The 14,132-nt window shown below is 52.5% G+C and carries 14 protein-coding genes; 5 read left to right on the top strand and 9 right to left on the bottom strand.

Features of this window, described 5'->3' with window-relative positions; all coding sequences use genetic code 11:
- Positions 1 to 2: 2 nt before the first annotated feature.
- From BLR20_RS08240 to BLR20_RS08215, 6 genes are read right to left on the bottom strand one after another with little or no spacing between them, the layout of a single operon-like run.
- On the bottom strand, positions 3 to 752 hold the full coding sequence (locus tag BLR20_RS08240; protein WP_054994232.1) for a TIGR03747 family integrating conjugative element membrane protein: 750 nt from the start codon (positions 750 to 752) through the stop codon (positions 3 to 5).
- Between the two features lie 39 nt (positions 753 to 791).
- Positions 792 to 2,951, bottom strand: a complete 2,160-nt coding sequence (traD, locus tag BLR20_RS08235; RefSeq protein ID WP_005895408.1) for a type IV conjugative transfer system coupling protein TraD — start codon at positions 2,949 to 2,951, stop codon at positions 792 to 794.
- A gap of 11 nt (positions 2,952 to 2,962) precedes the next feature.
- Positions 2,963 to 3,469, bottom strand: coding sequence for an integrating conjugative element protein (locus BLR20_RS08230; protein ID WP_005895412.1), 507 nt, complete (start codon positions 3,467 to 3,469; stop codon positions 2,963 to 2,965).
- The gene (locus BLR20_RS08225) at positions 3,466 to 4,023 is read right to left on the bottom strand and encodes a lysozyme family protein (RefSeq protein WP_011267029.1); all 558 of its coding nucleotides are present in this window, start codon (positions 4,021 to 4,023) and stop codon (positions 3,466 to 3,468) included. Before BLR20_RS08225 ends, BLR20_RS08230 begins: the two co-directional genes overlap by 4 nt.
- A complete protein-coding gene (locus tag BLR20_RS08220) occupies positions 4,008 to 4,754 on the bottom strand; it encodes a TIGR03759 family integrating conjugative element protein (protein WP_054994231.1) in 747 nt (248 codons plus the stop codon). Before BLR20_RS08220 ends, BLR20_RS08225 begins: the two co-directional genes overlap by 16 nt.
- Before the next feature lie 8 nt (positions 4,755 to 4,762).
- Positions 4,763 to 5,473, bottom strand: coding sequence for a hypothetical protein (locus BLR20_RS08215; RefSeq protein WP_054994230.1), 711 nt, complete (start codon positions 5,471 to 5,473; stop codon positions 4,763 to 4,765).
- A 459-nt stretch (positions 5,474 to 5,932) separates the two neighbouring features.
- Between BLR20_RS08215 and BLR20_RS27755 the strand changes: the two genes are divergently transcribed.
- From BLR20_RS27755 to BLR20_RS08195, 5 genes are read left to right on the top strand one after another with little or no spacing between them, the layout of a single operon-like run.
- Positions 5,933 to 6,109, top strand: coding sequence for a hypothetical protein (locus tag BLR20_RS27755; protein WP_154292353.1), 177 nt, complete (start codon positions 5,933 to 5,935; stop codon positions 6,107 to 6,109).
- Positions 6,110 to 6,158: 49 nt separating this feature from the next.
- Positions 6,159 to 6,932, top strand: coding sequence for a nucleotidyltransferase domain-containing protein (locus tag BLR20_RS08210; RefSeq protein WP_054994229.1), 774 nt, complete (start codon positions 6,159 to 6,161; stop codon positions 6,930 to 6,932).
- Positions 6,933 to 6,934: 2 nt separating this feature from the next.
- Positions 6,935 to 7,564, top strand: a complete 630-nt coding sequence (locus tag BLR20_RS08205) for a JmjC domain-containing protein (RefSeq protein ID WP_011267033.1) — start codon at positions 6,935 to 6,937, stop codon at positions 7,562 to 7,564.
- Positions 7,551 to 8,906: a hypothetical protein gene (locus BLR20_RS08200; RefSeq protein ID WP_162235675.1), complete on the top strand. Its 1,356-nt coding sequence runs from the start codon at positions 7,551 to 7,553 to the stop codon at positions 8,904 to 8,906. Before BLR20_RS08205 ends, BLR20_RS08200 begins: the two co-directional genes overlap by 14 nt.
- A 2-nt stretch (positions 8,907 to 8,908) precedes the next feature.
- Entirely contained in the window at positions 8,909 to 9,448 is a 540-nt protein-coding gene (locus tag BLR20_RS08195; RefSeq protein WP_044311785.1) for a GNAT family N-acetyltransferase, read from the top strand.
- 218 nt (positions 9,449 to 9,666) lie between these two features.
- On the opposite strand, the gene BLR20_RS08190 is transcribed toward BLR20_RS08195, so the two are convergent.
- The 3 genes from BLR20_RS08190 to BLR20_RS08180 form a co-directional block, all read right to left on the bottom strand.
- Positions 9,667 to 11,925 carry an SNF2-related protein gene (locus tag BLR20_RS08190; protein ID WP_054994227.1) on the bottom strand — a complete coding sequence of 753 codons (2,259 nt, stop codon included), beginning with the start codon at positions 11,923 to 11,925 and terminating at the stop codon, positions 9,667 to 9,669.
- Between the two features lie 106 nt (positions 11,926 to 12,031).
- The gene (locus BLR20_RS08185; RefSeq protein ID WP_054994226.1) at positions 12,032 to 13,483 is read right to left on the bottom strand and encodes a DUF6094 domain-containing protein; all 1,452 of its coding nucleotides are present in this window, start codon (positions 13,481 to 13,483) and stop codon (positions 12,032 to 12,034) included.
- A gap of 29 nt (positions 13,484 to 13,512) precedes the next feature.
- Positions 13,513 to 14,112, bottom strand: a complete 600-nt coding sequence (locus BLR20_RS08180) for a hypothetical protein (protein ID WP_054994225.1) — start codon at positions 14,110 to 14,112, stop codon at positions 13,513 to 13,515.
- Positions 14,113 to 14,132: the final 20 nt, after the last annotated feature.

Raw genomic sequence — 14,132 nt, 5'->3', positions numbered from 1 at the left:
ACCTAAAGGTATTTTTTGAAGCTGGACGCCGTAATGCTGACCGCCAGGCCGAGCAGTGCCGCGCATGGCAGGAGCACTAGCAAAGGGCTCACGCTGAATGGCAGAGCCAGGTAAAGGCTCCAGGGGATGATCACCAGCGGCACCATCGTTGCTCGAGCTTTGTGATACAGGTAGCTGGACTCGCGGCCGGCACCGAACCGCCGCAAGTCTCTGCGCACCAGCCCGTCCACAAAACCAACAAATGCCGTCATCACAAATAACGGGATTGCGAGGGTCAGGATCACCAAGCGCACGCAAAACACCAGTGTCGTGTAGAGCGCAGCAAGGCCGTAATCCTGAAACTTGCTGACTCCCACACCGAGCATGTAGCGCATATCAAAACCGCGTGATCGTTGTCCTGTCGCAGCATAATCAGAGGTGTGTTGAACCCAGTCCTGAAGCTCAGTCTTCACCACCAGCCAGTCATACGTGGTTTGAACCAGCCATGTAGCTGTTCGGCCAGGCTCTTGAACAACCACACTCTGCAGGAACCCCTTAGAGAGCCAGCTGAGTTCATGATCGAGCATTGCGCGAGCGTGCTGCCAACCGGCCTCCGGCCAGAAAAAGTACATGCAGATCCATTCGACGATAATGGCTCCCCCCAGAGAGAGGAACATTACTGCCGCGAATCGGAAGGGCAGGGTGAAGAGAGAACCTATGAACGACTGTTCGTGGTCTTGTTGCTGTTTCGCGCGATCGGCAACGTCAGCCATATCAGATGCCCCCTTGCCGATCGCTCAACCCGCCGAGAGTCATGCCGCATCCTCAGGTGCAACAGCGATTTTTTTGAAGTCGTCGAGCAGATCTGCAGGCAGCGACTCGTTTAGCGTCTGATAACCGGGCGCTGACCACCAGCCAGTGTCGTCGACCTTGCCCACCTGATACGTCTGACGCATGCTTTCCGCCAAGGCCTGCAGATCTGCCGGCATTACTTCATCAGGATCATGGCCAGGCAAAGGCATTCTGATTTTCCACAGATTGCCGCCTTCCATGAGCGCAAAGCATTGGCCCTTGGGCAGGCCGACGACATGGGCTGGCTCAATCATTGGCACGCTGACCTGCTGCACCTGGTCATGACTGGATGATGTGAACGCGGTATTGCCCGTTGCACTGTCATTCGCCGAGCTGGCCGGGGTGGATGTGAAAACCTGAACCTTAGGCAACTGGTTTGTCAGCAGCTCGGCGGTGGACGTTTCGCGGACGCGCAGCATGAACACGTTGTTGAAGTTACCGATCACCTGGCCAGCCTTGGCCTTGTTGCCGATCTTCGCTTCGATATCGCTCATTGTCTGGGTGTAGGCAGTCACCTGCATGCCGGCACCACCACCCTTGTTGATCATCGGAATGAATTCCTCACCCATCAGCTCGTTGAACTCATCGGCATGGAGGTTGATAGGCACTTTGGTGCCAGGGACGCCGCCCGGTAGTCCGTCGTCGACACCGAACTTGTAGATATGGCCAGCGACCGAGACTAGGTCGGAGAACATAGAGTTGCCGACGGCAGCGGCGACCTCTGTGTCCGACAAGGCGTCCAGGCCGATATAAACCACGGCCTTTTTGCGGACCACCTGCATCCAGTCAAAGATCGGTCGAGGATCGTTCACGTCCTGATAGTCCGGCGAGATCAGTTCCGCCATGCGGCCTGTTGTCAGCTTCTCCAGCAGTGGCAGCAGCGAGGCGACGATCTTGTCGAAATAGGTCTTGTCGTAGCGGACCGCGCTGCGCAGTCCATCCATCACTGGATCTGCCACGCGCGTCTGAGACAGGTATTGATCGATTGCCACCACACGGAACGGCCGGCCCTTCATGTTGAACGGTACGTTTTTTTCGTTGAGCTTGCCTTCAATAGCGACGATCGCCTCCCAGGCCTTTGGATCATATTCATCAAAGTATTTAGAGGCATACTCCTGGAAGATCCCTTCGATGTTGATCACGTGCTGCTGGATCTGCAGGTAGTCAGGTCGACGGCCCAGCGCGACGAGGGCTCTTGCGATGATGTTCACGAATCGCCAAGCGAATTCACGGAATGCTGCTGAGTTACCTTCCCCGGAGAGTTGCCCAGCGATCCTGGTGGCCACCTCTGAAATCCGCCCAAAACGCCCAACGGCGTTGTAGCGTGCCGAGTGATCTGGCCAGCCCAGGTGGAACACATAAAATTCGTTCAGGCGGCCGGCGCGTTTGGCTTCGAGATACATGCGCTTGAGCAAATCTGCATCGCCCTTTGGATCAAAGACGATGACGACCTCGTGCTTGCCGTGCTTTTTCCGCCGAATGTCCTGAGTGATGAACAATTCAGCCAGGCGCGTTTTTCCGACACGGGTGGTGCCCAGAACAATCGAATGGCCTACTCGCTCGCCCAAAGGGAGAGAGACGTTCTCCTCGTATGGCTCGATGCCGTGCAGCCTTGGCAAGCCGCCTACGGGTGGCAGAGGTCGCACAGGATTGATGGGCACGTCCCATGATGTTGCTCTGGCCAGAAGCCGGACAGGGTATGGAGCGAACTCAGCTCTCTCCTCAAAGCGACGCGCTGCGCGGAACAGTGAGGTGGCCTCAACGTAGCTGGCGTACTTCGGCAGGTAAGTGTCCATCAGCCGCTGGGTATGGCGCTGCTGCCAACGGAAGCCAAGACCGATGAAGAGACGTTGATTGCTCACCGGCACTTCTTTACTGGTCATCGTGTAATGAGGCAGTCGACGGATGTTTCGACGATAGCGCAGCACCTGCCAAGCTTGTTTCAGACGCACTAAGCCCAAAGCGAGAAAGCCCGCGGAGGTCACGATGCCGAACAGCGGAGTAAGCGCAAACGCCCAGGGAGCGAACACGCACAGGAATGCACCTGCAGCGCACACGTACACGGTGTACAGCTCTACGGCGGGTCTGAGAAGTGATTCAATGGCGTAATCGTGAGCCATAACCCGACCTCCTATTGCTCGATGGCGGTTGGGGTGATCAACACCGGATAGTGATTCAGGCCGAGTCGTTGAGAAAGCTCGTCACCTGATGCGGGGGAAACGAGCGCGTCGGGCAACCAACTCCTGACTACGGCAAGTCGTTCTGGTGTGGCCACATTGACCACCAGTCCTACGGCCTGCATCTGCTTCAGCACCGCACCGCGTTCTTGTAGCCATCGGCGTGAAGTTTCATCGTCCCCGACCAGGAACAAAGGCTGCAGGCCTGGCGCGTTGATGATTCGGCCCTGAACTGTCCCCGGAGTCATTCGAGTGGTGCGTACCGGCAATCCCTGTGCTGCTACAGGATCCAGTTGCGAGGTCAGGTCATTTGAGACAGAAGAGGACGGCTCGGGATTGAGAGATCGATAGTAAGGCAGCGCTGAGTCACCACCTTTGTCTTCAACCACGGTGAGCTCTGCAGCTTGGCAGATCATAAATGGCAGGCAGAGCGCTGCGCCGAGGATCACTGATCGGGTCATGGATTGGTCACCAGCATTTGGATGCCGGTTACCCGGCTGAGATGTTTGGCAAAGGCCTTGCGGTAATTGGCTGCTGGAGCGCCGCCGGCAGGGCGGTGATAGCGTCCGGCTACGGTGATCCAGTCACCGCCAAGCGCGCGCAGTTCGGCGAGCATTTGTGCAGCTACATCGAGGTTCTTGTAGGGATTGAGCGCGTCGCACGGATTGCTTGATTTAAATCTCTGGCCGTTCCAGCCCATGTTGACCTGACCTAATCCGACGTCGACCCGCTTGGGACCCGCCTGCGCGAGTGCGATGATAAGTGCGGTGCAGGCATCGGCACGGGTTGCAAAACGATAACTAGCGCCGGCAACGTTCAGCGTCCAAGGCCACGGGACCAGTTGGCCCCGCAGTGGGGTCCCACTTTCCTGCAGTGCCACCGAGTAGAGCACTTCCGACGGAATGTTCGCTGCGCGGGCAGCCAACTGATAAGCCGGCGGGGGAAGCTCGGCTGCATGGCTTGTCAACACGAAGCACAGCAGGGCAAGGCCTGCCCACGTCACTGACGCAGCCATTGCCCATTCACCTCTCGCACAACGGCCGGTAACTCGCCACCCAAGCTCAGGCCAAGCCAACGTCCACCGTCATGGTTGAGGGTGATTTGTCGGGTTCTGACATTCGCAGGGTCGATCCCCGAGACAATCGCCCAGTTGCGAATTCGCTCATCGTCGTTCTGGCTACCCACCATGTACACGTCAAACGGCTGCTTCTGAGCTTGAAGGGCCTTAACCCGAACTGAGCACTCCGGGCAATCGTCCTTAACAAACACTGCCAATCGGCCGTTGCCCTGGTTAGCTGGGCTCGCGGCCGTCCCTTGGGGCGCAGAGCTGGCAATGGGCATCAGGTTCGGGTAGACGCGTTTGAAGGCATCGTCATAGGCGCGTTGATACGCTAATTCTTTTGCCGTGCGCTGCGCCTCGGCTTTGACCTGGAGCTCTGCATACCGCCGGCGCTCTTCATCATTGCGGGCTTCGATACCCAATGCTGTCAGCGGATCCAGCCCGGGGGAATACACACCTCGTGAACTCTGCATCAGCGTTTGATAGCGCTGCCATTCCTGAGGACTGAGGTTCCAGTCTCGTGCCAGGATCTCGTCGCTCGATTGCGACTGGCTGTCCAGCAAGGCGCTCTGGTGCTCTCTACTGGTGGACTGTGCGGAGGTGTTGGTTGCAGCGTTGGCCATGCCAGCTGCTGTGATCAGGATGACTCCCGTCATTGTGAACATTCGCAGGTTGTAAACGGTCATGTGAACCTCTAAGGGCGCAGGGGCAGAATGCGGGTTGAGCCGTTGATGCTGAACAGAGCGCGTGAATCATCCAGGCTGTTGAGCTGCCAGTTGCTCCCCGCGACCATGTCGCCCGGGCGTATTAAGTTCAGTTGACTGAGTTGAGTGCTGCCAGGCGGGGCTACTGACAAGAAACGTTCGCCTCCGCGATACTCCACACCCACGACCGAAAACGGTGGAGGAGCCTCCGGAACTTTGGTCAGTGCTGTTGATTTGCGGGAGGGGGGTGGAGTCTTTGGCCTGACTGCTGTGATTTGAATAGATGCTGGTTTAGAAGCGCGCAGGTCTTGGAGTTTCACCTGCAGCTCCTCGATCCGAGCGCCCATGACCACAACTTCTTGCATCGAGGCACCCTGCTGGGCAGCGTCCTTCGCCGCCTCCTGCACTTGCTTCAGCAGGGCTTGAACGGCATCGATTCGGTTGGAGAGTGCCTGCTGGCCGGCTCTGAAATCATCGATGGTCACGGACTTCAACTGGCTAGCGGCATCGAGCCTGTCATCCACGCCGTTGATGCGTTGGGTGATTGCGTTAACGGTTTCCAGGTTCGCAACGGACTCAAAGCCGGCCTTGAGGTGGAAAATCTGCCACTGCTGGTGGACCAGCATGCCGATCAGGACGATCAGGGCCAGGATTTGCAGTACGGTGGCGCGGGAAAGAGAAGGGCGCAGTGGCAGCTTCATGGAGGACCTCACTCAAGATGTGAGGTACGTTCGCAAAAACCATGATTTGAAGCATTAGGAAACCCTTTTCCTATCGGATGGGGTTTCATGAGGGGCAGGTCTGGCTTTGAGCATTGACACCGTTTTGATGTATAGCCGAAGAGTGTTTGCTATGAATCGCGGACTCGTCAAAGCCATCTTCAGAAGACTCCAATGGATGAGTTTTCCCCTGATAGCACCTCGTAAGGTCCCGCGGAGAGCCGTCACACTTAATCGCCAAGTCTGGCAGTCAAAACCAGCACCTACAACGGATTGGAAGAAGCACAATGGACTGCAATTCAAATTGTAACATTTTGTAAAGAAAACAGACATCAGTAAAAGGTATTCTGAAGTTCTTGAATCGCTCATTTTCTTAGAGGCTTAATAGCAGATGAGTGTTTTCAAGAACAACCAATCAATCAATCGATAGAGGGATTATCTATGAACGCTGATATGGATGCAAAAAAACTGACACTCGTGCCTGAAGACACTTTGACAGCCGATACGGTCTCCTACCCTTCAGAGGAAGAGATGGAATTATTCCAGCACGCTACAACCATGATGATTGATCGTGGTGACAACGACTGGATGGGTAACGGCATACAGAAAGCTGCATAATTTCATATGCAGGCGCGTCACCCCACCGGGTGACGCGTTGGAGATAAATATGAATAATGCAGAATTAATAGCTACTGATTTTTGTGACGAAATAATACGTACGCTACACGGTTTGCGTTTTTCAATATATGTAGGTGGGTCGATAGCTTTAAATAAACATGACAAGTTTTCGGACATAGATATCTGCATCATACATGATGGGGATATTAGCATTGCGGATATTCCAAATGCAGAAAGGATTTTAAAAACGCCACAGGGGATTCAATCAAGCGTTAATTTTAAAGGTGAGAAAATTGATTTAAGGCTGGATTGTTTAAAAACCTTGACTAATAGCGTTGAGGATTTTATATCCCGAAATGACCTAACGCCCCGAGGTCAGCTCTATTTGTCTGCATTGAAAGCAGGGCGTTATTGCAAAGACGATCTGAACGTTAAAGGGCTAACCAGAAACTTGAGTATTGACGAAGAAGCCAGATCTAAGGTTATCGCAGATAATTGTCGATTTATTAGAGATTACGGATTTTTAATATATCTTGAGCGAGGGGATTACGCAACATTGGCAGATACGTTGCTGTTTACTTACCGTGCTTTCATTCATGTGTATTATGCTCTTGATTTCAGTCTGTTTCGAGGTTACAAACACGCAGCAGCCTTCGAGACGAATAAAAACAAAGGTGGGCAAGCAGTTATAGAAGCGTTTCAAAGTATATTTATGCAGCCAGAGGCAGGCAAGCTTAAAACTCTTTCACGCCATTTAAATTCTTTTTTTCAGCTTCACTTGCCTCAGTTGGAAATGAATTTTGACTTCCAAATCGGTCGATAACTATGATGGACAAGGAAACGCCAATAGTAGTAATAAATAGAGCCGAATGGAGTATTCCATGTATTTCCATAGATTGGCTTAAATTGATTCTTCAGCGAGACTGGGACTTAAGGGATTTTTTAGTTATAAAGAAAGGCAGCACATGTAAAGAGTCTGTTTATATCAGGCCTTGTAAAAAAGAAATGCTTTCCTTGATAGATAGACTTTACCTTGCCGAAGGATGTACGCTTTACTTGAGGAAAATTGAAAATTACGACCCTTCTTTCTTTAAATTCAAAACAGAGCTGGAAAAAGAATTTCCAAACTGTGCAATACAACTAAATGCATTCTTCACACCCCCTTGGTCGTGTGCATTAACTGCCCACGCAGATGACCATGATCTTCTAGCAATACAAATCGCAGGCAAGAAAAAATGGTCTTTCTGGCGACCTCTGTCTGAGGTAGCTTGTAAGGGGCTAGATGCTCATCAAATAAGTGTGCTTTCCATGGAGCATGCAGGCAATTTTTCAGAAGAGCAAGAGCATGTTTTAGAAGCCGGCTCGTACTTTTTTATGGGTAAGGGCACCATTCACAAGGCTCAATGCTTCGATGAGCCATCTATTCATGTAAGTGTATGGCTTGAATATGATTAACTTTTATTTGTCTCGAGCAAGATTTGCAAATGAGAGGCTAGATTTTATCAGCCACATGAAAGTCTCCTCGCCGTTACTGTTCGCAAACTTGATTTCTAGCACTCAAGCATTTGTGCTACTTGCAATATCCATATCACTACTTTCACACCAAGCAATTATTTTTACTTATGCTGCAAGCATCGGGTTATTTTACACCTCGATGGTGCTAGCGGTCACTAATCCTGTAGGATACCGAGTAAGCTCGCATGTCGCTAAAAAAGACCATAGAGCTGCATTGATAACAATTGCGCGAGCTTACCCTTACTTGTTAATACTTATAGGTATTCTATGGCTTGCATTGGTGTATTGTCACGCATACACTATAAAGCCCATATCGGCTAGTGTTGATTTGGCTGTTTCAGCACAGTACATGAAGATTTACTGGGCTGACTCTGCTATCCTTACACTTTCTGTACCACTATACTTACTAGCACTTGCGCTCAAGAAAAATTTACTGATTTTGATGATTGCTATCTTTGGTGCGGTGGTAACATTAGTATATGCCTTTTACCAGGTATTCATCTTGCACGCACAGATACCCAGCCTGGCTGCTGCATCGCTTTATGGGAGAATCGTAATGGCTTTGGCTTACGCCATTATTTTTCTTACATATCTGCAAAGTGTTTGGCATGACCTAACGGTCGACGCAAATAGAAATGATGAGAAAAGCAAAAACTTATTTTCGGACATAGTTGATTATGTTTCTGCTTCTCTCGCTAGTAATGGCTTGAGCCTTACTCAAGCTCTGGTGCTCTCTTTGACGCCTACGATACTTATTGTTAACGCAGCAGTTAGTAGCGTGTCCAATATTTTCAACTCGCTGGGACTTGCTTTGGGAACATCCGGCGGCATAGCTTTGGCGAGAGCAAATGCAATCGGCGAACCGTATTGTCTAGAAGTTTCAGAAGCGATAAAGATATATGCAAAAATATTTACTATAATTGTTTTTCTTTGTGGCCTTGTCATCTTAATTGTTCAACTTGGCCTGACAAAGTATTTTGATGGTCTTAAGTTGATTTATATAAGCGTTGTAACTTCGCTTATCGTATGTACGGCTTTTTTTACTAGCTACACTTCCAAAGCTATTTTAAGGGGGGACGCTCGCTTTCAAAAGAACCTGACTTTTCGATTTGTTAAATTCAGAGCCGTGGCGCTCGTTTTTTTCTATGCACTAACGCTCAGCGACATGCTTACTGAAGTTGTTTATTTCAGTTTGATGCTGCTTATGGCATTCTACTATGCACTAGCTATTTCAAAACGTATTGACAGTGGCTTGTGGGTGGAGAAATTCAAAAGGATATAAAAATGAATATATTACGGCCTACGCTAACTACACCTAGATTGAAGATTCGAGCGTTCCGTCCAGAAGATTTTGAATCGTTTTACACTGCGATCAATGAACCGAAAATAGCAACCAGTATGGGGGCCTTAAGCTACCCCTACCCAAAAGAAGAGGCTATTAAATGGTTTGAATCTCACGAGGAGATGGAAGTGTCAGGGCGGTCGTTGGTAATGGCTATTACCTTTGAAGAAAAAGTTATTGGCGCAGTGAGTTTGGTAGGTATTTCTTATCAACATTCGAGGTGCGCAGTGACATATTGGATTTCTACGCCGTACTGGGGGAACGGATATTGCACTGAAGCTCTGGAAGCCGTAATCCAATTTGCGGCTAATGAACTGTCGATTCACCGGATATTTGCACAATGCTTTGAAAGAAATTATTCATCGAGAAGAGTGCTCGAAAAAGCTGGCATGACTTTTGATGGGCTTTTTGTCGACGACTATAAAAAAGACGGTGTATTTGAAAATATTGTGCAAATGTCATTGATTAATAAAAAAGACTGACGCATTCATTAGCTGACAGTCCGGCTAAGGCGTCTCGTAAAGCCTATAACGCAAATAGATGTGTCATACGCACGATGATCTTGGAGCCACCTGAAGGTTGATCCATCTACATATATACCAAAAAATGTAGGAGGTAGTGCGTTCAAAAAGCACATCAGGTCGTCGATGCGGTACCTTGCACAGCGCGGTGTGAAAAGGCCACCCGAAGGTGGCCATGTTCAAGCGTTGATGAGTTGTCTGGCGAGTGCCATCTCTACGGAATCGCCATCCTGGTTCAGTGAATCCAATCCAGACTCTGGAACATCCCCTGAAGTGCTCTGCGATACGGCGATCTTCTTGGCCATCAGCTGCAGGCAGGTGATCTGAGAGCTGCCGATGTAGCCGAAAAAGATCACTCGGACGTCCTGCTTCTGTCCGATCCTCCATGAGCGCCTTGCCGCCTGTTGCACCGTGTAGACGTTGTAACCAGTCTGCATGAAGGCAATGGTCGGAAAGTCGAGCAGATCCAGACCTGTTTTTACGAGCTCCGGGTTGGTGATCAGTACGTCGACACCTCGATCAACCTGGTCGAGGATCCAGTCCTCGCGCCTGGCGGTGTCCACTGATGCACGCAGCACTGCCACCTTCAGCCCCGATTGCTCGAGCACCCGCTTCATGCGGCTCGTGGTGTCTCTGGTACCCGTGTAAACCGAGTAGGCCAGAACCTTGCGGTTCCGGGCGTTTTCAGCAAGACATAGGTCCAGAAGGGCCTGTTCCTTCGGCATGAGCTCGTCGTCATCGAAGACCGACGGCACGAAAGCCAACGTGTCTCTGGATCGAGGATGTTTTACCACCTCAGGTCGAAAGCAGCAGTCCGGCCATGCCAACAGCACGTTCAACACCACCCCTAACAGCGTTGTATCTCTTCGGGCCAGCGCCTGCCGAAGCTCGACGGTCAATGTCTGGGCAAGCTTACGGTGAGCCGCCTCCTGGTCTGGAGACATCGGTACGTCAATGAACTCCTCCCGGTAACCAGGTAGCACGTTGCCGCCGATATCCTTGAGTTTCAGGAACACAGTGAAGGGTAGAACGAAGCGGTGAATGCCTTTCGGGCCGAACCCCGGAGCTTTGACCGTCCGCACTGAGAGTTTCTTGCCTTTGGCAGTCTTGTGAGAACTGCCATCACGCTCGGTGTAGATATCCTTCAATACCCCATGATCTCGCATAAAAGACATCGCCGCCGGCGCCATGCTTCCTCGCGCGTTGGGCTGATAGCCGTCCTCGATCATACGTCTGGTGAGGATTCGGAACAGGAGATAGAACAGATCGTCTGCATACCCGCCCATCAGAGTGCCGGTCAGCAGCACAGTCTTTCGTGCTTTGGCTGCGAGCACGCCCATAGCCTGACCTTGTGCTGATCCACTGTTTTTGTACTCGTGCCCCTCGTCCACGACCAGTAGGTCGAAGCATCCATCAGGCAGGTAGCGCTTGATGAACTCGGTGGGTTGGTAACCCCCCTCGCCGAACCCGAACTCGATGTTGGCCATCGCACGCTCCATGCGCTTGGCCTGGCGGTCGCTGAAGATGAAATTGCCTTTGGCGTCCATCAGGTTGATGAACTCAGAGACATTGTCCAGAAGCATCGAGGCGAGAAAGTCTTCGCCGAAGTCAGATAAAAGCCGTTCTGCACGAACAGGTCCGATTGTAGGGATGCGACACATCGACTTTAGGATCGTGTTACGGCGGCTGCCGCCATCCGATTTGCCCGGACGCATCAGCGTCCATAAAGCGGCATCACAGTGGTCGCAGCGTCGACGTCGCTCTTCACGCTGAAATTCCTCAGCAGTGATCAGATTGCCTTCCTGGTCCTGGAGCAGACGTCCACAATCTGGACACGCTGCCAGGCTCCTACCACCGCCGGCACGTCGTTGCCAAAAGGCCAGACGCCAGTGGAACCCCATCCGCATCCGCACACGGCCGAGAATAAAGAACTCTTGACGTCCGTCGTAGGTATCACCCAGTTGATCGCGCAGCTTCAGCAGCTTGACCAGGGTATCCGGTCCGTTGAGCACCCAGACGCGAGCGTCAGGGATGGTTTCGAGGATCTCGCGCCGCCACTTGTAGACCAGGTGCGGAGGCGCGATGACCATCGTCCTGCGATAACCAGCTCCATGCATGACTGCAGCGAGAGCGATGGCCATCATTGTTTTGCCTGTCCCCATCTCGGCATTGATGATGCCAGCCTGCTCATTCTGATCGAGCAAAAGCGCGGCAATTGCCTGGACCACTTGAGCTTGGGCAGGGAAGGGCTGTCGTTTGAGGCCTTCCAGCACCCACTGCCGAGCCGGATTGTCGATGCCGGCGTAGACCGGTGGGTTGGAGCGGTTGAGTGACTCCAGGAGTTCGTCGCCAAACTCTTCGATAAACTCAGTGAGCCCGATGTTCAAAGTTGGCACACAAGGGTGGCCTGCAGGCGCAGCCAAAGGCAGGTCGTTCATGATGTTTCTCCACTATTGGGTTAAACAGGGCATGCACGACACCACCAAGGGTATTGTTCATACCCTGAGGTGCGGTTAGATGATTGAAAGGTCTTGGTAAAGTTTCTTAGTAGTCAGATGGCAACATGACTGTTGTTGCTGAGCGATCAGACTCGGTAATGATCCAGAGTCTGGTCTCATCCTCTGCGTCGATGTCATACCCTGAAAACAATCGACCTTCAGCACTCAGTGCTTGCTGATTGCTGTCCCAGTCGTCGTTTGAAATCTCGCCCCAATCGCCCGTCGCGTGACGCTTTAGGTACTGCATCACGTCGAGAGAGTTGTTTTCGAGCAGACTTTGAACGCTATGCGTGAGCACCACACGGCCCAGTGCAAATAAAGCGTCCTGGCTACGTGCTTCAGTGTTTGAGGTGGTTTCGTGTGCCGCTGGTGTTGTCGCATCCGAGCTGATGGTCAGTGCGCACCCGAGATAGGATGAGCCTGGCGTCATGTCCCATGCCCGGATTCTGGGCACAAAACGATCAGTCAAGATCCGTGTCTCGAAAACGTTGCCGTTCTCGTCCTCGGTGAATTCGGTCTTGGGAACCTTATCCTTGTAAGTGTCGCCTTTGAGCACCAGGACACGCCCGGAACGAGAGGTCACTACACCAGTTATGGCTCCAGCAGCGAGTGCCAGTGCCAAGTGCCACCGTGAAAGTGCCTTCACCGGGGCCCGCGGTTGAGCGCCAGTCTGGCCAAAGTGCAGCGTGAAATCAGGCCATAGGCCTCTCAGACGAAGAACCTCTTCACTGAATTGCTCGGGTTCAAGAGTGATTCGGTAGAAGTGTTCCAGGTCATTAGCGATCGGTAGGACAGCGTATTGCTCCCATGGCCAAGTGGCCGGTAGCAGATCAGCAGCTTCTTCCCCGGATCCGATTGCCCGCAGATACTCACGCATCGCCGCCAGTTCCCGGGATCTTGCCAGATCCTGACGCCGTACCCTGATTCCGAATATCACGACCTGTTTGAACGTCCGGTCTACCGCGGCGCAGATCCGCAGCCCGGTAAAGTGATTGGTGAGCCAGCCACACAGCTCGTCGTCCAGCACGTAGTGAGGAACGATGAATACCATCACCCCTCCGTACTGAAGCAACGGCAGTGACCGTTGGTAAAATGCCTTCTCCAGCCTTTTGCGGCCGCTACCCTGGTACTGTGAAGCGCCAGAGTGATCAGCGACCAGATCCCCGTAAGGAGGGTTGAGCCAGAGCAGTCCGAAGGACTGTCGAGAGATCATGGTGTCCATCAAGTCACCCTGCAGCACTCGATCCAGCAACGTTTTCGAGTGATCAGCGCGCTCTTTGTCGTACTCAACCGCATACGTCTCTGTTCGGTCTCGCTCCAGCCGGTGTGCGACCTCAGCCAAAGCCACTCCTTCTCCCGAGCACGGATCAAGAATCCGCATCCGTCCCGAGGTCGCCGGCAACAATGCCTGCAGAGTGCGCTCCAGAGTCAGTTCGTCAGTCGGGTAATAGCCGTTGCGTGCAAAATTACGGGCAAGCCGTGAGAACATCAAAGCCATGGTTGGCTCCTTGGACTGGTGGGCGTGAACTACGCCGTAACTTCAGTGGTGAGTTTCCCTGCGCGAATGAGTTCGCCGAGAGCTTTTTCGAGCACGTCCAGCTGCAGCGACAAACGCCAGGCTGTCACCGAGCCAATAGCTCCCGGTAGCGGGTGCAACATGTTGTGCGCAGTAAGGACCTCCATCACCGGCTCACGCCAATGTGGAAGGAACGGAAGAGGGCAAGTGTCTACGATCAGCGGCCACAACCTATCGAACGGGTCTTGGGCTTGACTGATGAGCGCGTAAGCAGAATGGTTTGCTCTATCCGGCTGCGAGCAACGCTGATCGAACAGCCATAAGTGCAGCAGGCTGCCGAAGAGCGTTCCGCGAAGCTGGCGAGTGGTGCGTTTTTCCAACAGATCCGTATCAGGGAACACCGGGATGCGTTGGTCATTCATGACGATGTGGAACTGGTCCAGGCCGTTCTCGGTGGTACCGAGTGTGAGTCTGGCCAGAAACTCCTGCATGGCCGTGTCGCGGCCCCAGGCTGATAGAAATATCAGGTTTCGCTGCTCGTCACAGACGCACGCGTCGACGTACAGATCCGGGCATTCTTCGATGTGAAAGAGTTGAGTGCGGTTCGGCATTAGGTCCTCCAAAACAGGAG

This window comes from Pseudomonas congelans (genome assembly GCF_900103225.1).
Taxonomy (GTDB): Bacteria; Pseudomonadota; Gammaproteobacteria; order Pseudomonadales; family Pseudomonadaceae; genus Aquipseudomonas; species Aquipseudomonas congelans.
The sequence above is the reverse complement of the archived record's forward strand: the minus strand, read 5'-3'. Positions and strand labels throughout refer to the sequence as shown.

Excerpts from the sequence above, each read along its gene's own strand:
- BLR20_RS08240 (WP_054994232.1), bottom strand. The coding sequence starts at position 752 with ATGGCTGACGTTGCCGATCGCGCGAAACAGCAACAAGACCACGAACAG.
- traD (WP_005895408.1), bottom strand. The coding sequence starts at position 2,951 with ATGGCTCACGATTACGCCATTGAATCACTTCTCAGACCCGCCGTAGAG.
- BLR20_RS08230 (WP_005895412.1), bottom strand. The coding sequence starts at position 3,469 with ATGACCCGATCAGTGATCCTCGGCGCAGCGCTCTGCCTGCCATTTATG.
- BLR20_RS08225 (WP_011267029.1), bottom strand. The coding sequence starts at position 4,023 with ATGGCTGCGTCAGTGACGTGGGCAGGCCTTGCCCTGCTGTGCTTCGTG.
- BLR20_RS08220 (WP_054994231.1), bottom strand. The coding sequence starts at position 4,754 with ATGACCGTTTACAACCTGCGAATGTTCACAATGACGGGAGTCATCCTG.
- BLR20_RS08215 (WP_054994230.1), bottom strand. The coding sequence starts at position 5,473 with ATGAAGCTGCCACTGCGCCCTTCTCTTTCCCGCGCCACCGTACTGCAA.
- BLR20_RS27755 (WP_154292353.1), top strand. The coding sequence starts at position 5,933 with ATGAACGCTGATATGGATGCAAAAAAACTGACACTCGTGCCTGAAGAC.
- BLR20_RS08210 (WP_054994229.1), top strand. The coding sequence starts at position 6,159 with ATGAATAATGCAGAATTAATAGCTACTGATTTTTGTGACGAAATAATA.
- BLR20_RS08205 (WP_011267033.1), top strand. The coding sequence starts at position 6,935 with ATGATGGACAAGGAAACGCCAATAGTAGTAATAAATAGAGCCGAATGG.
- BLR20_RS08195 (WP_044311785.1), top strand. The coding sequence starts at position 8,909 with ATGAATATATTACGGCCTACGCTAACTACACCTAGATTGAAGATTCGA.
- BLR20_RS08190 (WP_054994227.1), bottom strand. The coding sequence starts at position 11,925 with ATGAACGACCTGCCTTTGGCTGCGCCTGCAGGCCACCCTTGTGTGCCA.
- BLR20_RS08185 (WP_054994226.1), bottom strand. The coding sequence starts at position 13,483 with ATGGCTTTGATGTTCTCACGGCTTGCCCGTAATTTTGCACGCAACGGC.
- BLR20_RS08180 (WP_054994225.1), bottom strand. The coding sequence starts at position 14,112 with ATGCCGAACCGCACTCAACTCTTTCACATCGAAGAATGCCCGGATCTG.